This is a genomic window from Euzebyella marina (assembly GCF_003687485.1).
GTDB lineage: Bacteria > Bacteroidota > Bacteroidia > Flavobacteriales > Flavobacteriaceae > Euzebyella > Euzebyella marina.
Map to the genome: position 1 here is coordinate 2,222,231 of NZ_CP032050.1, position 18,795 is coordinate 2,241,025.

An 18,795-nucleotide genomic window follows, 5' to 3' on the forward strand; every position below is an offset into this window, starting at 1 on the left:
TGTAAACTTTTTGAAAAAAGGGATATATCATATTATTGCTCACTGCAGATTGTGGTCTATAACTAATTTTGCATTTTTATTGCTAATATTATAACCAATGGTAGCAGAAAGATACTGTGAAATAGAATAGTGGGACAATTATATCTAATCCAATACTATTTAAAACTAAAAAGCATCTCTAATATTACTCCTTTATTTAATTTAGGCTGAATCTATTTCGGCCATGCCCATACTCGAAAGTTCCTATCTGAAACAGTTGTTCCTTCTTTCTCTCATTATTTTGGGAGGAATCTTGATAGGATGGCATCTGGTACCGTTCATATCAGGTTGTTTAGCGGCGTTTGTGTTTTATATTCTTTTGGAAGAAAAAATGGAACCTCTTATTGAAATTGGCCTTCGTCCTAAACTGGCGGCAGGGGTTTTAACAATACTAACCACTATGTCGATTATTATACCACCGATTTTTCTGTTTGGAATGTTGTGGACGCGAATGGATAAAGCCGTTAAGGGTATGGTACAGATTTCCTCGGCTCTTGATAAACTGGTATTTCTTATCCAGAAGTATGTCGATGAGGATTTCGAATGGCACCTAGGTCAAGACATGATTACTAATTTTTTTGAAAGTAGCTTAGAAGTGATAATGGCAAATCTATTGGTAGCGTTAGTCGGTATGCTGCTGATGGTACTTACGCTATACTATTTATTATTGACCAAATCCGATGCCTCGGACTTATTGGAAAAGTATCTTCCGTTTTCGGAAGCGGACATTAAAAGAGTGATGATTCCAGCACGTAAAAAGATTCGTTCGAATTTTTGGGCCATACCGATAACGGCATTGGCTCAAAGTATCGTAGCTTTTATCGGATTGATGTTTATAGGGGTGGGTGATGTATTTTTTTGGTCGGTAATTATAGGTTTTGCCTCTATTGTTCCTTTTATAGGTTCGTCATTGGGTTTCGTACCGCTATTCCTACTCTTGCTCGGTTCGGGTAAAGAGATTTTGGCATGGACAACTCTTTTATACGGTCTATTGGTAATTTCAACGATTGATAATTTGATAAGAATACTTTTCTTAAAAAGTTATGACAATATACATCCCTTACAGACCCTAATTGGTGTTATTATCGGTATTCCCCTGCTGGGAATTGTAGGTGTAATTATTGGACCCATACTGATTAATACCTTGTTTATCATGTGGGAAATCTATCGAAAATCTTATTGGGTGACCAGTTGGGATAGAGAAAATCAAACAAGTCCGTAATTAAATTATTTGCGGCAACGCTTACTTAGATTGCTATTTACATTGCAAATCTAATCAATAAAACTTCTTAAATTATGAAAAGTGCTATCTGGACTATTATTGTCATATTGGTGATTGCATGGTTATTGGGCTTTACAATGTTTCCCGATGTTGGGGGTATAATCCATGCCATTTTGGTCATAGCCGTCATCCTGTTAATCTACAATTTGCTAACTGGAAGAAAGGTATAACATGCTAAAGCTGGGAATTCTGCGTAGAGTTCCCGGCAAATCTTTTCTTTCCACTTGAACTATAATCGAATTCCACATTTATTATGAGTTTCCCCCAGAATATGCATGCCTCAAAATTATATAAACTGTTTATTGCGGTTATAATAGGATTTGAATTCATTCTTTTTACCGCTTCGATAATTAGATTCTGTTCGTAAGGGTGTATAGTAATTCTTTCTCAAACCTAGCAAAATTTAATAGAGTATCTTAAAGCTCATCTATAGGCAACCAATTAATTAAAATACCAATAGAAAATAATTCGGAAAGTCATGAGAAAAATGAAAGAGAGTAGCAGTAAAGCCAGTGAAAGTGCCCCAATGGAAACAAAACAACGAGATGACATTGGAGTTAGAAATCAGACTACGGAATCTACCAAATCGAGATTTCCACTCATCACCGTAATAGTTGTTTCTATAATCTTGATAATTATAATTGCCACTATATTATTTCCTTCATTCTCTAATTAATTAAACAACTTTTGGTTGATCCTTAGATTTCCTTCCCTTATTTTTCGAATGGAGCCTGTACAAAAAAAATCGGAAGTAAGTCCTTTCAACCGTTTTCTGAAATCAATTTACCAGCTAGGGTATGGCAATTTTAATTGCTCCAGGTTTCACACATGCATATATATTTGATGTTTGTCCAAAGTGCTCGCCATCTATTTGAAAATCAACCGGTCTCTCTGCCTTAATGGTGACCTCTTTGGTTTTTATAATTTCTACAAAATCAGAATTGAGTTTAACCTCACCACCTATAGTTTTTAAAATGTTGACAATATCTAGTTTTTTAAATATTATGATTTCTATTTCTCCATCATTTATTTTTCCTTCTGGATTTATTATTGTGCCGGTGCCAAATTTTTTACTGTTAGCAATTGCCACCATAATGGCTTTGAAATGGAGAGTTTTATTATTTGCAGAGACTGAGAATTTATATGGTGCCTTAGTTCGAAGTAAGGTTGGTATGGTATTTAAAAAATATCCAAAATGTCCTCGAATCTTATTTTGACTAAAGTTTGCAATTAATTCAGCATTAATTCCGATGTCGCTTATATGTAATCCTATGCTATCTGCAATTTCAATGACGTCTACTGCCATTAAATTCTTTCCTAATGCCACTTGCAAAGCTTGTTCTAAAGATTTAGGAATGTCTAAATCGGTTGCTAATCCGTTTGCAGAACCCATAGGTAATATACCTATTTCCATCATTTTTTTATATCCCGCTTCAGCAGCTAATTTAATTGTTCCATCACCACCTACGACCAGAAGCCGGTCAGGTCCAAATTCTTGAATCCTTAATTCCAGCAATCTAATATCTCCATCACCTGAGGTTGTAAATATGCATAATTCGACCTTTTGATGAAGTAAATGTTGAACTTGTTTAATTATGGGAAACTTGTCAATATTTCCAGATATTGGATTGACAATCATCAAAACTTTCTTCATGTGAATTTTTAGGTAGTAATTTTATTACCTACATTTAAATTTAAGCATAAATTATAGGCGAACATGGCCATTGTTTTGCAAACGTATAAAGGATATGCCAATGAGCAAGAAATAATAATATTTGGACATCTATACAGTCGGCCGGAAATTGGATATGATTTTCAGGGACGGAAGATTAGACATGCTGTCGAGATCTTTAAAATGTTTAAATTACAGCCTTTTTCCAATCATTCCATTGTATTAAAACTCAATGGCATCGAGGTACAGACTAAAACCTTGAAGGATGGTTATTTCCGTTTTTCTATACCCTATTCTTATAATTTATCTGCCGGATGGCACTTGGCAGAATTACAGGCTGAAATAGAAGGAAAGATAATTACCGAGAAAGTAGAATTTATTAAACCTTATCCAGGAGAATACGGTCTAATTTCAGATATTGACGATACTTTTTTGATTTCCCATACGAGAAGCTTATTTAAAAAGATTTACGTCTTATTGACTCAAAATATTCATAGGCGGAAAATTTTTACGGATGTTTTACAACATTATCGAATTTTAAGCAATGCTGGAAGAAAGAAAAATATGGGATCTAATGCTTTTTTTTATGTTTCCAGTAGTGAATGGAACTTATATAATTTTATCAATGAATTTACCGACTTGAATGAGTTTCCAAAAGCCGTGTTTAAATTGAAAAAATTGAAAACGGGATTATTAGATTTTCTGCGAAGTGGAGGCGGTAACCATGATCATAAGTTTCATAAAATTAAGCACATTATTGAATTCTATCCTGAATTGAAGTTTATTTTAATTGGCGACGACACTCAACAGGATCCCTATATTTATGAACGCATAGTTAAATTGTTCCCTTTAAACATATCTATCGTTTACCTAAGACAAACTGGGTTGAAACCTAAGGTTAATTCAGTTAAAACTTTATCTAACATAGAAACGATGGGAGTCGAAACACTCTATTTTAAAGATAGTTCAATTGCCATAGAACATAGTACTAAGCTTTTGGCTTAATTAAACCATGCGAAATGATGAATTTATTGATTGCTTAGGCCTTTTTACGGGCCAGAGGCATTGGCCTGATGCCTTGGCCATAACGATTGGCATAAACGAAAGTAAATTTTGCACCAAAGAGTAATATTAAACAGGAGTAAGAAACCCACAATAAAATAAGCACAATAGTTCCAGCAGCTCCATAAGTAGAGCCAGGATTTGCTTGTCCAAAATAATATCCGAGTATTAACTTACCAAGTAAGAATAGAATAGATGTGATGAAAGCTCCAATCCAAACAGTTTTCCATTCTACCTTAGCGTCTGGAAGAAATTTGAACATTAGTGCAAAGAGGAGACTTATAATTCCAAGCGAGAAAAGAATATCAAATAACTGTGCAAGAGTGAGCACCATATCTGGAAAACTCGACTTTATATAATCGTTGAGAGCCGACAATGCAGCTGTAGCAACAAAGCTAATTAATAAGAGAAATCCAATAACTAATATAAATGCAAAACTTCGAGCGCGGTCGAAAACTAGTTTCCACCATTTTGCTTTAGGATCGGGTTCTACTTGCCAGATATCATTAAGTGAGATTTGCAGTTGGTAAAACATTCCAGTGGCCCCGAAAATTAAGGTACCTAATCCAATGATAGTTGATATAAGATTCCTTTTTTTATTTTCAGTTTCATCTAACATAACTTGAATAGCCTCGGCCGAATCCTTTCCCAATGCTTCGGAGAATTCACTAGTCAAAATGTCTTGTATAGATTCGGGACTTGTAAATGTTCCGACTAAATTAACAATTATTACTAAGAGCGCGGGTAATGAAAGAATTGCATAATAGGCAACAACGGCGCTTAACCGGAACGGATTATCATTGTTCCACGCAATATAGGTCTCCTTCAATAGGGAGGGAATATGCTTTACCTCAAATGTCGAATTTTCCTTAACCATGTTATATGTGCGCTCTACTTTGCCCTAAATAATCCCGGATAAATTGCTGCCGTATTGAAGACATAAGTAGTAATCGCTAGTAGAATTTTGCTTGATAATTATTACTAATATTCTTTAGCATCTTTTAGATCGTATATTAATCTTCTAATCATATGGAGTATTTTCGTGTATTAGAAACTTGTTAGGTTATTTGTGTTAGTACTTTCCAGGCCTGCTATATTCCATACCTGAGTATGTTCCAACCCACGATCTTTAGAATTCCCGATTTCCTTAATGGAACTTATATAATACGAGTATTTCGTCTTTTCTGAAGAGCTCCAATGTCATACAATTAACTTAAATAGCTGCCATAATCATCATCAATGTCTTCATTAGATTTATCTAAACTTAAAATTCTACCGCAGGCAAATAACAATTGTATAATTAGTTGGTCAAAATTTATAGAAACTTTAATCAATTAGTTATTTGTATCATAAATCGTAAAACCTATAATCAATATAATTTCAAATTTGTTATAGATTGTTCGATAAACGGTATTTTTTAATCGACGAAATGCTTAAATTACAATAAATAATTAAATTTTAGATGATGGGGATATTTTCAAAATACTTATTAGTAGACGATGATATGGATGATCTTGATTTCTTCTGCGAGGTTATGGAAGTAATTGACCCCTCTGCTGCCTGTTATACGGCCAACAACGGAAAAGAGGCATTAGAGCTTTTAGACTCAAATAGTACAATAGTTCCAGACATCATTTTTATGGACTTGAATATGCCCAAAATGGACGGTAAATCCTGTTTGAAAATTCTAAAAAGTAATTCAGCCTATAAGCATATACCCGTGGTAATTTTAACCACCTCTTCCAATCTTACAGACAAAGAGGAAGTCATAACTTCTGGAGCTTCATATTTTCTAACAAAACCTACCTCAATGAATGAGTTACATGAAAAGGTGTTGTGGGCCATACATGGCTTAGAAGAGAGGGCGGCATCGATGACGGGAAATAATTAAGGCACTGTAATTAGCTATTCTTAACATGCTTTTTATTTAAGTAATTTTGATCTGTCAAATTTAAGACCATCGGCGTAATACTCGTCTTTCCATGCTTTACCGCCCACCTGTCTGAATCTCTTTCTTCCGGTTCTATTGGCACAACAGTAAACCAAAAGTGCTCCTTTCCCATAGGATTCTCGTTGGCCAAAATTCTTCCGTCATATTGTCTCACTGATTGAGAGGTCCAATCTATATCCCCAGTGGGGTGCTGCGGAAAATTAATATTTAATAACTTATGTTCTTCGGTAATCACCTCATTCAATGCCTTTTTAACGAATGGTTCTAAAAGAGTAAAATCAGGTTCATCGTTCCCTACTGAAACACTTAACGCTATGCCCCTTACTCCAAAAAGTACTGCTTGCCGGGCTGCAGATAAAGTTCCTGAATGCCATGCTGAATTTCCTAAGTTGGCGCCAATGTTTATTCCTGAAAGTACTAAATCTATACTTTCGAATAAATGCAAGCCTAAAGCTACACAGTCAGCTGGTGTGCCCGCGACTCGGTAAGCCTCAATACCTTCAAAATGGATTGGAGATTTTTTATAAGTAATGGGTCGGCCAGAAGTAATGGCCTGTCCCATGGATGATTGTTCCACATCCGGAGCCATCACCAACACCTCGCCAAATTCAGCAGCTACCTGAGCAAGACTGAAGATTCCTGGACTGTAGATTCCATCATCATTTGTTACTAATATTTTCATTATATCGAATTTTTGCAATTGTAAAATACATAATATTAAAACCTTATGCTTCCATAAAATTGACTTGAAAGGAGAAATTTTTGTTTTAAATGAGGTAGTATTAAAAGCATAATAAACTGAAATTTATAGGGTAAAACATATAATGACAGCTCAAAATGAAGTATGCTCAAATTGTGCACAATCCTACTGCGGGCTGTGGATTGCACAACAAAAAATTCATTATAAATCTAATGACGTCCTATGATTATTCGGTAACCTATACCTCTACAAAGGATGAGGATGCATGGAGAAAATTTTCTCCTAAACCTGGTATTAAACTTTTCATAGCAGGCGGTGATGGTACAGTAACGAAAGTAATGAACAGAATTCTTGAAATTGAAAAAGATAAGAGACCCGAAATTGAAATACTGCCACTTGGTACCGCTAACAATATATATCATTCGCTGAGGCTAAATAGGTTGCAAGAGAGAAATAAGAATGATACCAATTTTGACTTTGGGATTATAAATGGACATGCTACAAAATTAAATTTTTTTGAAGGTATGGGTTTGGGGATCTTCCCGCATCTAATCCAAGAAATGCAGAATGCCCCAGAAAAATTTCATACAACTAAGGACAAAATTAACTATGCCCTTCAATCTATAATCGATTTAGTCGGGAGGTTTGAGGGTGTTCAATTAAATATAGTGACAGATTCAGGTACATTCCAAGGAAACTTTATGTTAGTCGAAGTGATGAATATTCATTTTTTGGGCCCCCAAATCCCAATTCCCTCCGAGGGAAATACAAGGGATGGATTTTTAGATTTATTGATGATCACCATTGATCAACGGAGTTTTTTTGTTGATTATTTAAAAAAATTATTAAATGGAAGTACCAGTAATTCTGATTTAAGTCTTTTCTCGACTTTTTGTAAAGTTTCTAAAGTAAATATTTCCTTCGAGAATGAACTAATACATATAGATGATGAAATCTTCTATTCAGAGTCAAGACAAAATTTGGAGTTAAAGCTTGAGAATAAAGGGCTCAAAGTCTTCCCCACGGACTTAGAGGAATTTAGATGTTGATACGTGTTAAACATATCACGGAGAGAACTTATTTAGTGAACTTTTCGTAGACTGAATTGATCAATTATTTAGTAATATCGGGCCTTAACCCAGTTTACATGAACTTTAAAGTTGTAGTTGATTGATCGCTAGGCAGCGGTTTCTTCGTTTTTCAAACGTTCCTCTTGATATAGAAAATTAACTTAAGATATGGTTCTAAAACATTTTTCTAGGAAACATGTAAAACCTTAAAAGATAATTTTCTGATTATTTGAATTAATCGGATATTGAGGTGCAATGTAAATTTGATTTTATAATACTGTCGTTTCGATGGATTTAGATTTAAAGGATAAGATTCGAGTTGTGGTCGTTAGTAATTCGATTTTAGAACAGTTGATTCATAATGCTTACATGAAGCTCAGTTCCTCGAAAATCAAGTCATTTTTTCTAAAATCGTTGAATGAATTAAAATTGCACAACAGAGAACTTAAAGCAATTATCGAGAGCTTTTTGGGAAGAGATTTTTACTTAAATATACCAAGTACTGATAGGGTCCATAAAACTTATCACGCCAAACAATCTGAAAAAATAATCTCCGATTGCCTCAATTATTACTTGGAAAATTTGGATAATTATATCGCTTTAATCGAAAGCCCTAACCTCCCGATTGCTCTATCAATTTTAATAAAAAATCGAATTTTGACCTTACGTAAGAATATAAATATTCTTGAAGTGTTGCATGAATACAGTGAATTATGTTAAACAATAGCGAAAACCATGAGTGAAATACCAAACGGGGATGACCCAATACTAGCAAATTCTGTTACCCTGCCAGAAAAGGTTTTGTTATATTCTAATACAATAAATTATCTCGGCGCAAAAGTAGGTCGTATTTGGACTCTTAAAGAAAAATAGATTTTAGAATAAAATAATCTTAGTAAGCTGTTAATTATCACTATGTTGAAAGGGCGGTACGGTTAGGAGTACCGCTCTTTAAATCAAAATGTCATGTATATTTCAACATCAACCAAGAAGGCTATATGGGGAGGAGTCTTTGCAATATTATTCTTATTGAGTGGAACTTTTTTATTAGGTAAGCTGAGCGGGTATGAGGCAAAAGTTTTAATCAAGAATTCTCTCTCAGGACTTAATGTATTATGCAATACAATCGTCCTGGCCTCGGCTAGTATACTGGCCTTACTTTTAACTTTATTGGGACTTAGCTCTACCAGTAATTCAAAGCTAAAAAAGGATCATTATTTGCATGTGATGCAAATTGCTCAGCTTGATACGGTAATATTTATTGTTTCATTACTTTCTTTTTTGATTTTTAATTTGCCTATAACCGAGTCAGATAGCATACCGCCGGAGTGGTTTACCATCATTTACTACATTACATTAGGTGTAAGTGCCATATTGAGTGGTGCACTCATCGTGGTAGTTCTCATGCTTAAAAATACGGTTGTAAATATTATTAAAATCGTTGGACTCGGAATGCAAGACCACCCTTTGGCAATGAACGACGACGAAAAAAATAGTTGAAGTTTCACAATGATTTTTTCAATATCGCATTAGCTGAATTCCCATTAACATGTCCCTATTTCATTTACTTACAGAGTCTATTCATGCTGTCCAAAGTGTTATTCTCTGTCTATTAATACTAGTAAATGAAATTTGGGAGCACTTGAATGAATTTAAATTATATAGGTCCGAACTAGAGTCATTTTAATTACTTTATATCTCTATATTTAATAATTAAAAGGAGCATAATTGCATTAAATAAAGTACTTATTCCATTCGTAATTATTATCGGTAGGTCATTCTTTAAAAAACCATACCAAGTCCATAGGCTAACACCAATTATCAATATTATAAACATGAAGGGCGAAACATCTTTTACTCCTCTATTTTTTATGGCCCGCACAATTTGAGGAATCGCAGCAATGGTTGTGAAGATTCCTGCCATAATACCGATGGTTTCCGTCATCCTAAAAAGTTTTAGTAGTGCTCATCAGTTTAAGACATTAAGGTCATTGAAATAATTATTAATATTATAAGGGCTATAATGCTCATAATTATCAGATTTTGTTTTTTTGGACTATTGAATAAGGCCATGATTACAATTTTCTTCTAAAAGTAAAAGGCTTGCAATTGGCTAGGTAATCGTATCCGTACAAATATTGACTTTGCTAATCATGTTTATTAATTACGCTAAATTACCAATGCCCTATCTAGCATTTGCAAAATATTCCCTATGAATCATAAGAAGAATTTTTAGTAATTTGATATTTTCTAAATCAATTTAATTCTCAATAGAAATAATTCTCTTTTATCAACATCTTTATTTTTGTTTTGTAAAATTCATAATATCTTATGGAATTGACTGTTACTCTGTTAGCGGCAATTACTGGTACCGCTATTATGACTCTTTATAGCCAACTCCTTGAATTCTTAGTGGAGTTGAAGCTAAATGAAGCTCATCTTCTTAATCGGCTCTTTTCAAATAACCACGATGGGAATACATCGCTAAATGATAATAACTATAGGGGATGGTTAATTCATTTTCTAATAGGTTTTTTCATGTCACTCGGACTTCATTTTTTATATCTATGCCATACATTGCCAAAGACGTTATTAATGGGAGGTATCTTTGGATTATTGGCAGGTTTAATCGGTGTGGTAGGGTGGTGTGCCATGATAAGCTCTTATGGCAAACCTAAGGGCACTAAGCTTTCAACGTTTTATATGCAGCTGATCGGTGCCCATGTGGTATTTGGGTTGGTAAACTATTCCATCTTTTCAATGTTTTCTTAGTCATTTTGACCGGATTAAAATTGTCTCTTTTTGAATTCATTACAGAGTTATTTTAGAATTATATTTCAATCGAATACTAAGAGTTAATAGTGAACACTACTTTTTAATATATAAAAAAATTAAATTCTTCATTTAATCTAATTTCCATGAGATCAATTTGGAATGGCTCTATAAATTTTGGTCTAGTTACCATACCAATTAAGCTTTATTCGGGGTCGGAAGAGCGTGCCTTGGAGCTCGATATGTTAGATAGCCATGATGGCTCTCGTATTCGTTACAAACGCATTAATGAGAAAACTGGTAAAGAAGTCGAATGGAAAGATATTGTCAAAGGATATAAGAAGAATGATAAGTACATTATTTTAGAAAAGGAAGATTTTGAGAATGCCAATATGAAAAAAAGTAAAACTATTGATATTGAGCAATTTGTATTGGAAAATGAAGTGGCAGATGTCCTATTTAAAAAACCATATTTTATTCAGCCTCAAAAAGGAGGTGAGAAGGCATATGCCTTGTTAAGGAAAGCATTGAAGGATAAGAAAAAGCTAGGTGTGGCAACATTCGTTATGAGGCAGAAGGAACATCTCTCTCTAATTGGTAATTACAAAGATGCATTGGTTCTTCATGTAATCCGATTTGAAGATGAGATTAGAAATACTGATGAACTCGATTTACCACAATTAAAAGTAAGTAAGAAAGAGCTAGATATGGCACATTCATTAATAGAACAGTATACTGAGAAATTCGATTTTAAGAAGTTTAAGGATGTGTATAATGAGCAACTTTTAAAGATAATTGAATCGAAAGCTAAAGGTTCTCAAATAAAACGGGAAACTTTTGAGTCGAAGCCTACTGAAGCCAAAGACTTAATGGCACAACTTAAAGCTAGTTTGGAAAAAAGAAAGAAAAAGGCATCCTAGACTGTGAGCTTAGACGAATATAATAGTAAACGAGAATTTTCAACAACTTCGGAACCCATTGGTAAAATTTCCCCAATTGGCGGTAATAATCGATTTGTTATACAAAGACATTCTTCTAGAAAATTACACTATGATTTAAGGTTAGAAATAGACGGTGTTCTGAAGAGTTGGGCCATTCCGAAAGGTCCTTCTTTGAATCCTGCTGATAAACGATTAGCGGTGCGGACGGAAGACCATCCGGTCTCGTATCTGAATTTTGAGGGTACTATTCCCAAAGGGAATTACGGTGCTGGAGAAATGGAGATTTGGGATTTTGGAATCTACACGGTAGATGGAATGAACAACGTCTCTGAAATTTCAATTTCCCTTAAACAAGGAAATTTAAAATTGTTCTTTAATGGGCAAAATATTAAGGGAAATTATTCATTGGTTCGAACTGGATGGAAATCTGGAAAAGAACAATGGCTTATGATTAAAAAAAAGGATGAATTTGCCGTTAATGGTTTATATGATGCCGAGTCCTTTACAGATGGTACGGAAAACTTTACTTATCCCAAGAATCTAAGGCCAGGATTAATTCTTTCTCCCATGCTAGCAACTGTTAGAGATAAGGTTTTTAATGACCCCAACTGGATTTATGAATTAAAATGGGATGGTTATAGATTAATAGCCCATATTTCCGATAAGGGTGTTTTGTTGCAGTCGAGAAATGGCGTTAGTTATAATAGCAAATTTCCGATTCTGGTTGATGAGCTTAAATCTCTGGATAACGATGTAATTTTGGATGGGGAGGTTGTTATACTAAATGAACAAGGGATTTCTCAATTCGGAGAATTGCATAACTACCCTGATTCCGGCGGTATCTTGAGATATTATGTATTTGATATGATCTATTTAAATGGTCATAGTATGCTCAATCTGCCTTTATTGGATCGAAAAAGTTTAATTCCAAATGTATTAGAAGACTTATCCATTACCAGATTTTGCGACCATATTGAAGGTATGGGTACGACATTGTTGGAGATGGCTAAAAAATCAGGAATGGAGGGTATAATCGCAAAGGAAATTTACTCCCACTATGCGATAGGCACAAGATCGGAGAACTGGTTGAAAATTAAGTTAAGTAACAGTATTGACGCTATCATATGTGGGTATGTTGTTGCTGATCAAGGAGAGACATTTAGTTCAATAATACTTGGGAAAAAAGAGGCTAATGGAAATCTTATTTACATAGGTAATTGCGGTGTGGGCTTTGGAAGTGATCTGAAATATGATTTGAAAAGAATTATGTCTTCGTTTGAAACATTAAATTCGCCATTTAAAAGCTCCATAAAATTAAAGGGAAAAAAAGTGATTTGGCTTCGTCCCAAGTTGGTTTGCGAAGTCAATTTCAGAGAAAAGACAAAAAACAACCTTTTGAGACAACCCGTCTTTAAAAGAGTGGTGAATTGGGAAGAGCCCGTTATAGATTCAATTGATCACGATAACTCTTTAATAAATCGGGATGAACCAATTCCAAGAGGAGGCAGTATAAAAGAGTACGTCGATGTTGATGGATTCAAAGTACCTATTTCAAATTTGGACAAAATACTTTGGAAGGAATCCAAAAAAAGTAAATACCATCTAATAGATTACTATTTAAGTATCTCCGATTATATAATTCCATACCTAAAGGATAGGCCTCAAAGTTTACATAGATTTCCCGAAGGAATTGAAAATGAAGGCTTTTATCAGAAGGACGTTGATTTCTTACCCGAATGGGCTGGAAGCTTGAATATCTATTCGAAATCAAGTGATAGGGAAATTAATTATCTGCTTTGTCAAAATGCAGCGACATTACTTTACATGGCTAACTTAGGGTGCATCGAGATAAATCCTTGGAATTCCAGAAAATATAGTCTAGAAAAACCCGATTATGCCATTATTGATTTAGACCCTCCAGTAACCAAATCATTCAGCGACATTATTATAGTTACTAAAGTTTTGGCTGAGTTATTGAATGAATTACAACTAAAATCATATTATAAACTATCTGGTTCTAAAGGAATTCATGTGTATATTCCAATGGGGGCGGAATATAGCTATGAGGAGGTACGTGATTTTATTAAACTGATTTGTATAGTTGTTGAAAAGAGATTACCTGAATTAACTACTTTGCAACGTACCATCAAAAAGAGAAATGGGAAAATTTATTTGGATTATCTTCAGAACAGGCGGGGTCAAACAGTTGCTTCTACCTACTCTATTAGACCACTACCGAAGGCGCCAATTTCGACCCCTTTTCTGTTGGAAGAATTGGGACATATTGACAGTGCGCAATATTTTACCTTAAATGATATACAACAAAGGATTCTTGATGTGGGGGATGTCTTTAGCCCTATGCTATTCGAAAAGTCTAATCTTGAGGATTCTTTGGAGGAATTAGAAAAATTACTGTAGCCAGTAAAGGTAGCTTTTCGAATATTTCAAGATGATAATTAATTTTAATTTAATTGTTGCTTCTTTCCTTAGAGGTAAACAACCCCATTTTTAGGCAGTGTCTTCAAATTGAATTAAACTCTACCTTTTTTGAATCATTTAAAATTTTATGTTTTCTCTAGATTTATTGTCTTTCCACATAAAACAAGTACTATGAAGTTAGATAAATATTTAAATTTTTTGATGATGCTCGTGTGCTCTGGAATATCTATGTATGTCACGATGTATTTCAATACCTATGAACTTAGCCACGTGTTCTTTAGCTGGACACGCATGTACATGACAATAATTGGTGTTTCCGGAATGTCATTAATTATGTATTTCTTTATGAGAGATATGTATCCTTCTCGTCGGAAGAATAGCCTAATTGTAGGTTTGAGCCTATTAATCATGGGGCTAGCAACGTACCTAGTGCGCTATCAAAAACCGATTAATGATGTTAAATGGATGAAAGCGATGATTCCACATCATTCCATAGCCATATTGACAAGTGAAAGGGCTAATATTACTGATCCGGAGGTCAAAAGATTGGCGGACGACATTATTGAAGCTCAACGAAAGGAAATTGCAGAAATGAAATCCATGATTGAGAGACTTGAAAAACGGGAACATTAAAATTCTAGAAGGGCTAAAGGTTTGTTTACTATGGTGGATAAATATTCCGGATAGCCCATCGACTGAAGTAATTTCAATTCGGAATCCTTTAATAAATTTTCAAGTATTTCGTCATTTTGATTATATTCTTTACTGGTCCATTCCAACGCAATTGAATGAAATGTTTTTTCGTCAACACATAAATTGGTAAGTTCTATCTGAAGCCCAATGGGCTTACTATCATCTTCTTTATAGGACATAATCTTATTGTGCTCATCCAAGAACACCAATTTCCTTTGCTTACGGACTTCATACCAATGTTCGGATGGACGGACATGTAAAGGGTTATCAATAGACCATTTTATCCATTTTTCTGCATATCCACCGTTAGAGCCTATTTTAATTCGCGATTTGGGTTCTGATGTCCGTTTTTTAATATCCAATTGCCCATCACGAATCTTAATATTCACTTCATTGCATGAAGTATAGAGATAAGTATCTAATCTCTCAGGTTCTTCAATTATGGAGCCTGCAAAAAGTCGATTAAAAGTGGTCTCTATCTTGTTAAATGGCTCCGTACTGAACCACCGAATTTCCCTAGTTTCCATGTTGTGTAATAATTTGAGAACTTTCAAATTTCGTAAAGGGACGCTACAATTTTTGATGCTATAGAGGAATGTCTTGATTCAATCATTTTTTCCAAATACCAATGATATAGCGTCAACAAATAACATAATTGCGTTAATCAAAGCTCAATACTAACATTAGTTTTAAATAAATCTAAAACTATGTACAATGGAGAATATAACTATAGAAAAAAGTGAACATCAGTCAAGTCAACCGGGTGTTGAGAAGCAAATGCATCCACAACCAGTGTCCATTCGTGAAGACTATAAGGGTTGCGGAAAATTAAAGGATAAGGTGGCCTTGATTACTGGAGGTGATAGCGGTATAGGCAAAAGTGTTGCTCTACATTTCGCGCGAGAGGGGGCGAAAGTAGCAATCGTTTATCTAAATGAAGATACTGATGCGCATGCGACACAACAAGAAATTGAAGAGGAAGGAACAGAATGTCTCTTGATTCAAGGTGATATTAAAAGGAAAGAATTCTGTAATCAAGCAATTCAACAAACGTTGGAGCATTTTGGTTCAATCAATATCTTGGTCAACAATGCTGCCATGCAATTTCCCGAAAAAGATTTGCGCAATATATCAATCGACAATATGAAAACCACATTTGAGACTAACATCTATTCTTATTTTTATATGACTCAAGCGGTTCTCGAACATTTGAAAAGCGGGGATTCAATTATTAATACTACTTCAGTAACAGCTTATCGCGGATCTGAACATCTTATTGATTATGCCAGTACAAAAGGAGCGATAGTTTCATTTACCAGAAGTCTATCAACATCTTTGGCCGATAAAAATGTAAGGGTAAATGCGATAGCCCCAGGGCCAATTTGGACTCCTTTGATACCTGCAACCTTTGAGGGCGACCAACTAGCCAATTTTGGTAAAGATGTGCCATTGGGCAGACCCGGTCAGCCAGCGGAAGTAGGACCAGCATATGTTTATTTGGCATCGCAAGATAGTAGTTACATGACTGGCCAAGTGTTACACATAAATGGCGGAGAGGTTATTGGAGGTTGATTTCTAAGATTTGAAGATATATAAGATTTGAAATCTTTTATATATGAGTTGAATACGTTGTGGACAGTACCAATAGAAAAATACTTTCTCATTTTTATGGTATTAGATTAAGATTTCGAAATGAGAGGATTCATTGGGTTGGGAGGATAGGGAGTGAATCGCTTTATAGATTAAATTCTTTAAGACAATATATGAGTTAGGTTTTTGAATGTAGCCATTTGCCCCATCTTCCCTTAACTGTCGCACTTCTCTTTCTTGAAATACCGATGAATAAACGACTATTTTAATATTCTTAAACTTGGTAAAATTTCGAATATCCAGTAAACAATCGAAACCATCCATGTATGGCATAAATAAGTCCAAAAATATTATGTGTGGTAAAGTTTTATTGGTAAATAAACAATCCATCAACTCTATACCATTTGAAAATTGTAGTATTTCGGTAGACAATGGCAATTCTGACAAGGCGTCAACGAAAAGCTCGCGGTCATCAAAATCGTCATCTGCCAAATACACTAAAATTTTATCCACCTTTGAGATTTAATTTTTAGCAGTTCGCTGCCAAGGGTAAATTAATAAAATCTTTTTATCTTGACTTCTTGAGATTTAATTTAAGACATTTCTTACAATTCTAAAAATCTTTATGAGAGTGCATCTGCATATAATCAATTTACTTTAAAATTAGTTCTTCCAATATTTATTTCATTAAAATAGCATGACTACAGAGCCAATTTCTGAAAGAAATTTATATATAATCATTTTCCTTAACTCTATTTATCCTATGGGGAAAGATTTAAAAACTTTTTTGAGTTCAAAAATTCAAAGTTGCCATTTTAAAAGGAATGAAATAATTTGTAGGGCAGGGGAGAAGTGTAATCGTTTATATTTTCTAAAAGAGGGTATGGTACGAGGCTTTTTCAAAAGTGGAGACTCAGAAATAACCACATGGATCGATAGCGAGAATGAAGTCTTTACCTCGATAACAGGGTTTTTTAGAAATAAAGTAGCGAACGAGTATATACAGAGTATTGAGGATACTTATTGTGATTACTTAGAATACCAAGACTATCAATATTGCGTCAACCATTTTCCTGAAATGAACCATATAGGTAGAATTATGTTGGAGGAGTATTATATGCTTTCAGAACATCGGGTCTACTTGGCTAGAATTCCCAATGCTGCCAACCGTCTTAATTATTTCATAGAGCATAGTAAGAATCAAATTACCGAACGAATTCCCAAAAAATATCTTGCATCATTTCTATCCATGAGACCTGAAACCTTAAGCCGTTTGTTAAGTAAGTATAGTCCCAATTGAATTTTTTTGAGAATCGACGAAATATCTTCTGCCTAAGAGTAATTGGCAAATTTTATTTTTAAATTATTGATAATCCATCAGTTGTAATTTCTCAGTCTACTTCTGGCTTATATTAGCCACTCTCCTTCTCATTTAGGAAATAACTCAAAATTGATATTTGTCAAGTTCCCGTTATTAGCTATGTAATAAGGGGTATATGGATGCGTTTTCCTAAAAATCCGAATCGGTCGAAGTTTTTTATAAAAAAAAATCATTTGTGCTTCTTTATTTAAATTAAAGATAAACAACTAATTGCACTTTTAAGTTTTGTAGAGAATCAATTCCAATTGATTATTGTCAATTTCGCGAGCGATTTTTTATAATAAGCAAGAAATACCTTCCGTTTGTAGGAAGTTCAAGTTTTAAAATGAAAGAATTCAAATTTGAATTGTAAGAAACCGAAAAAAGAGTTTCAAAAAATATTTAACCTTCCCTACCTATGACATAGAACTGCAATATTTCCCAAATCCGCGATTAATCTAAAATTTTATTCACTGCTGATCGGTCTTGTGCTGCTCACAGAAAAAAGCTGTTCATAAACGGCCAGGGATTTTTTTGTCCTTTTCCAAATCTGAACACAACTATAAAAATAACATATATATCCAAACCCTCTCTTAAATGAAAACAAAAAGCAACCAAAAAAAATTAATGAGTTCACTGCTCTTTTTCTGTATGGTCTTTAGCATATCATGGGCACAGACCGATGAGGTCGTGGTCATTGATTCTGAGTATACACAGAAATCAATCGTTCTAGAGCAATTGCCTCAAAGCACAACTGTAATTGAAGTGGGGCATTCAGAAAATCCGTGGAAAACGGTGCGCCATTTCCTTGAAGACAACACAACAGTAAAAACCATTCATTTGTTTGCAGACACAAGCAATAATGCACTGCAATTGGGTGGAATCGCATATGATTCAGAAAGGATCGACCAAGAATTTGAACTTTCTATGTTAGAAGGTGTCTATCAAGGTACAAACATTCAACTTTTGGTTTATGACTGCAATCTGGGATCTAATGCGGACGGATTGGCATTAATAAAGCAGATCAGTGCTATGTCCTATTTCAACATTGCAACTGCTACAAACTGTACATCGGTATTTGATTCCAATTTCAGTTTTGATTATAAGACAATGAACCAACCCATTAGCAGTTCAATATTTAAATAGCACAACCTACTATGAAGCAAATACTACAAACCACAATTACATTCACCATATTTTTGCTAATTTTTGGTAACCTCAAGG

Annotated in this window: 21 protein-coding genes; 15 read left to right on the forward strand and 6 right to left on the reverse strand. The window is 34.3% G+C overall.

Translation table 11 applies throughout. The features are described from left to right. Positions 1-223 precede the first annotated feature (223 nt). From D1013_RS09370 to D1013_RS20360, 3 genes are all read left to right on the forward strand, one after another. Positions 224-1,261: an AI-2E family transporter gene (locus tag D1013_RS09370; protein ID WP_121848574.1), complete on the forward strand. Its 1,038-nt coding sequence runs from the start codon at positions 224-226 to the stop codon at positions 1,259-1,261. A 74-nt stretch (positions 1,262-1,335) separates the two neighbouring features. Continuing rightward, positions 1,336-1,491, forward strand: coding sequence for a lmo0937 family membrane protein (locus D1013_RS09375; protein ID WP_121848575.1), 156 nt, complete (start codon positions 1,336-1,338; stop codon positions 1,489-1,491). Positions 1,492-1,799: 308 nt separating this feature from the next. Further along, a complete protein-coding gene (locus tag D1013_RS20360; protein WP_162987867.1) occupies positions 1,800-1,997 on the forward strand; it encodes a hypothetical protein in 198 nt (65 codons plus the stop codon). 114 nt (positions 1,998-2,111) lie between these two features. Here the strand turns inward: D1013_RS20360 and D1013_RS09380 are convergent, their stop codons facing one another. Then, positions 2,112-2,975, reverse strand: a complete 864-nt coding sequence (locus tag D1013_RS09380; RefSeq protein ID WP_121848576.1) for a diacylglycerol/lipid kinase family protein — start codon at positions 2,973-2,975, stop codon at positions 2,112-2,114. A 63-nt stretch (positions 2,976-3,038) separates the two neighbouring features. Between D1013_RS09380 and D1013_RS09385 the strand changes: the two genes are divergently transcribed. Next, positions 3,039-3,998 (forward strand): App1 family protein phosphatidate phosphatase, encoded by a 960-nt coding sequence (locus D1013_RS09385; protein WP_121848577.1) that lies wholly within the window; start codon positions 3,039-3,041, stop codon positions 3,996-3,998. A gap of 34 nt (positions 3,999-4,032) precedes the next feature. On the opposite strand, the gene D1013_RS09390 is transcribed toward D1013_RS09385, so the two are convergent. Next, complete coding sequence (locus D1013_RS09390) at positions 4,033-4,932, reverse strand: YihY/virulence factor BrkB family protein (protein ID WP_121848578.1); 900 nt, start codon at positions 4,930-4,932, stop codon at positions 4,033-4,035. Between the two features lie 585 nt (positions 4,933-5,517). On the opposite strand from D1013_RS09390, the gene D1013_RS09395 reads away from it, so the two are divergent. After that, positions 5,518-5,946: a response regulator gene (locus tag D1013_RS09395; protein WP_121848579.1), complete on the forward strand. Its 429-nt coding sequence runs from the start codon at positions 5,518-5,520 to the stop codon at positions 5,944-5,946. A 10-nt stretch (positions 5,947-5,956) separates the two neighbouring features. On the opposite strand, the gene surE is transcribed toward D1013_RS09395, so the two are convergent. Then, positions 5,957-6,688, reverse strand: coding sequence for a 5'/3'-nucleotidase SurE (gene surE / locus D1013_RS09400; protein ID WP_121848580.1), 732 nt, complete (start codon positions 6,686-6,688; stop codon positions 5,957-5,959). A 155-nt stretch (positions 6,689-6,843) separates the two neighbouring features. Between surE and D1013_RS09405 the strand changes: the two genes are divergently transcribed. From D1013_RS09405 to D1013_RS09415, 3 genes are all read left to right on the forward strand, one after another. Further along, positions 6,844-7,755, forward strand: coding sequence for a diacylglycerol/lipid kinase family protein (locus tag D1013_RS09405; protein WP_121848581.1), 912 nt, complete (start codon positions 6,844-6,846; stop codon positions 7,753-7,755). A 309-nt stretch (positions 7,756-8,064) separates the two neighbouring features. Continuing rightward, complete coding sequence (locus D1013_RS09410) at positions 8,065-8,496, forward strand: hypothetical protein (protein ID WP_121848582.1); 432 nt, start codon at positions 8,065-8,067, stop codon at positions 8,494-8,496. Between the two features lie 246 nt (positions 8,497-8,742). Then, positions 8,743-9,276 (forward strand): hypothetical protein, encoded by a 534-nt coding sequence (locus D1013_RS09415; RefSeq protein ID WP_121848583.1) that lies wholly within the window; start codon positions 8,743-8,745, stop codon positions 9,274-9,276. A gap of 187 nt (positions 9,277-9,463) precedes the next feature. Here D1013_RS09415 and D1013_RS09420 read toward each other — a convergent pair whose 3' ends face one another. Continuing rightward, the gene (locus D1013_RS09420) at positions 9,464-9,721 is read right to left on the reverse strand and encodes a SemiSWEET family sugar transporter (protein WP_121848584.1); all 258 of its coding nucleotides are present in this window, start codon (positions 9,719-9,721) and stop codon (positions 9,464-9,466) included. Between the two features lie 386 nt (positions 9,722-10,107). Here D1013_RS09420 and D1013_RS09425 point away from each other — a divergent pair, with 386 nt between their 5' ends. From D1013_RS09425 to D1013_RS09440, 4 genes are all read left to right on the forward strand, one after another. Then, a complete protein-coding gene (locus tag D1013_RS09425) occupies positions 10,108-10,548 on the forward strand; it encodes a hypothetical protein (RefSeq protein ID WP_121848585.1) in 441 nt (146 codons plus the stop codon). 146 nt (positions 10,549-10,694) lie between these two features. Continuing rightward, a complete protein-coding gene (gene ku, locus D1013_RS09430; RefSeq protein WP_121848586.1) occupies positions 10,695-11,468 on the forward strand; it encodes a non-homologous end joining protein Ku in 774 nt (257 codons plus the stop codon). 3 nt (positions 11,469-11,471) lie between these two features. After that, positions 11,472-13,907, forward strand: coding sequence for a DNA ligase D (gene ligD / locus D1013_RS09435; protein ID WP_121848587.1), 2,436 nt, complete (start codon positions 11,472-11,474; stop codon positions 13,905-13,907). Positions 13,908-14,099: 192 nt separating this feature from the next. Next, positions 14,100-14,561, forward strand: coding sequence for a DUF305 domain-containing protein (locus D1013_RS09440; RefSeq protein ID WP_192466579.1), 462 nt, complete (start codon positions 14,100-14,102; stop codon positions 14,559-14,561). Here D1013_RS09440 and D1013_RS09445 read toward each other — a convergent pair. Continuing rightward, positions 14,558-15,148 (reverse strand): hypothetical protein, encoded by a 591-nt coding sequence (locus D1013_RS09445; protein WP_121848588.1) that lies wholly within the window; start codon positions 15,146-15,148, stop codon positions 14,558-14,560. The two genes, D1013_RS09440 and D1013_RS09445, sit on opposite strands and share 4 nt — an antisense overlap. A gap of 187 nt (positions 15,149-15,335) precedes the next feature. Here D1013_RS09445 and D1013_RS09450 point away from each other — a divergent pair, with 187 nt between their 5' ends. Next, on the forward strand, positions 15,336-16,193 hold the full coding sequence (locus D1013_RS09450) for an SDR family oxidoreductase (protein WP_121848589.1): 858 nt from the start codon (positions 15,336-15,338) through the stop codon (positions 16,191-16,193). A gap of 102 nt (positions 16,194-16,295) precedes the next feature. On the opposite strand, the gene D1013_RS09455 is transcribed toward D1013_RS09450, so the two are convergent. After that, entirely contained in the window at positions 16,296-16,724 is a 429-nt protein-coding gene (locus D1013_RS09455) for a response regulator (protein WP_162987868.1), read from the reverse strand. 250 nt (positions 16,725-16,974) lie between these two features. On the opposite strand from D1013_RS09455, the gene D1013_RS09460 reads away from it, so the two are divergent. Next, positions 16,975-17,511, forward strand: coding sequence for a Crp/Fnr family transcriptional regulator (locus D1013_RS09460; protein ID WP_162987869.1), 537 nt, complete (start codon positions 16,975-16,977; stop codon positions 17,509-17,511). Positions 17,512-18,168: 657 nt separating this feature from the next. Then, positions 18,169-18,717, forward strand: a complete 549-nt coding sequence (locus D1013_RS09465; protein WP_121848592.1) for a DUF4347 domain-containing protein — start codon at positions 18,169-18,171, stop codon at positions 18,715-18,717. Positions 18,718-18,795 lie beyond the last annotated feature (78 nt).

Excerpts from the sequence above, each read along its gene's own strand:
- D1013_RS09370 (WP_121848574.1), top strand. The coding sequence starts at position 224 with ATGCCCATACTCGAAAGTTCCTATCTGAAACAGTTGTTCCTTCTTTCT.
- D1013_RS09375 (WP_121848575.1), top strand. The coding sequence starts at position 1,336 with ATGAAAAGTGCTATCTGGACTATTATTGTCATATTGGTGATTGCATGG.
- D1013_RS20360 (WP_162987867.1), top strand. The coding sequence starts at position 1,800 with ATGAGAAAAATGAAAGAGAGTAGCAGTAAAGCCAGTGAAAGTGCCCCA.
- D1013_RS09380 (WP_121848576.1), bottom strand. The coding sequence starts at position 2,975 with ATGAAGAAAGTTTTGATGATTGTCAATCCAATATCTGGAAATATTGAC.
- D1013_RS09385 (WP_121848577.1), top strand. The coding sequence starts at position 3,039 with ATGGCCATTGTTTTGCAAACGTATAAAGGATATGCCAATGAGCAAGAA.
- D1013_RS09390 (WP_121848578.1), bottom strand. The coding sequence starts at position 4,932 with ATGGTTAAGGAAAATTCGACATTTGAGGTAAAGCATATTCCCTCCCTA.
- D1013_RS09395 (WP_121848579.1), top strand. The coding sequence starts at position 5,518 with ATGATGGGGATATTTTCAAAATACTTATTAGTAGACGATGATATGGAT.
- surE (WP_121848580.1), bottom strand. The coding sequence starts at position 6,688 with ATGAAAATATTAGTAACAAATGATGATGGAATCTACAGTCCAGGAATC.
- D1013_RS09405 (WP_121848581.1), top strand. The coding sequence starts at position 6,844 with ATGAAGTATGCTCAAATTGTGCACAATCCTACTGCGGGCTGTGGATTG.
- D1013_RS09410 (WP_121848582.1), top strand. The coding sequence starts at position 8,065 with ATGGATTTAGATTTAAAGGATAAGATTCGAGTTGTGGTCGTTAGTAAT.
- D1013_RS09415 (WP_121848583.1), top strand. The coding sequence starts at position 8,743 with ATGTATATTTCAACATCAACCAAGAAGGCTATATGGGGAGGAGTCTTT.
- D1013_RS09420 (WP_121848584.1), bottom strand. The coding sequence starts at position 9,721 with ATGACGGAAACCATCGGTATTATGGCAGGAATCTTCACAACCATTGCT.
- D1013_RS09425 (WP_121848585.1), top strand. The coding sequence starts at position 10,108 with ATGGAATTGACTGTTACTCTGTTAGCGGCAATTACTGGTACCGCTATT.
- ku (WP_121848586.1), top strand. The coding sequence starts at position 10,695 with ATGAGATCAATTTGGAATGGCTCTATAAATTTTGGTCTAGTTACCATA.
- D1013_RS09440 (WP_192466579.1), top strand. The coding sequence starts at position 14,100 with ATGAAGTTAGATAAATATTTAAATTTTTTGATGATGCTCGTGTGCTCT.
- D1013_RS09445 (WP_121848588.1), bottom strand. The coding sequence starts at position 15,148 with ATGGAAACTAGGGAAATTCGGTGGTTCAGTACGGAGCCATTTAACAAG.
- D1013_RS09450 (WP_121848589.1), top strand. The coding sequence starts at position 15,336 with ATGGAGAATATAACTATAGAAAAAAGTGAACATCAGTCAAGTCAACCG.
- D1013_RS09460 (WP_162987869.1), top strand. The coding sequence starts at position 16,975 with ATGGGGAAAGATTTAAAAACTTTTTTGAGTTCAAAAATTCAAAGTTGC.
- D1013_RS09465 (WP_121848592.1), top strand. The coding sequence starts at position 18,169 with ATGAAAACAAAAAGCAACCAAAAAAAATTAATGAGTTCACTGCTCTTT.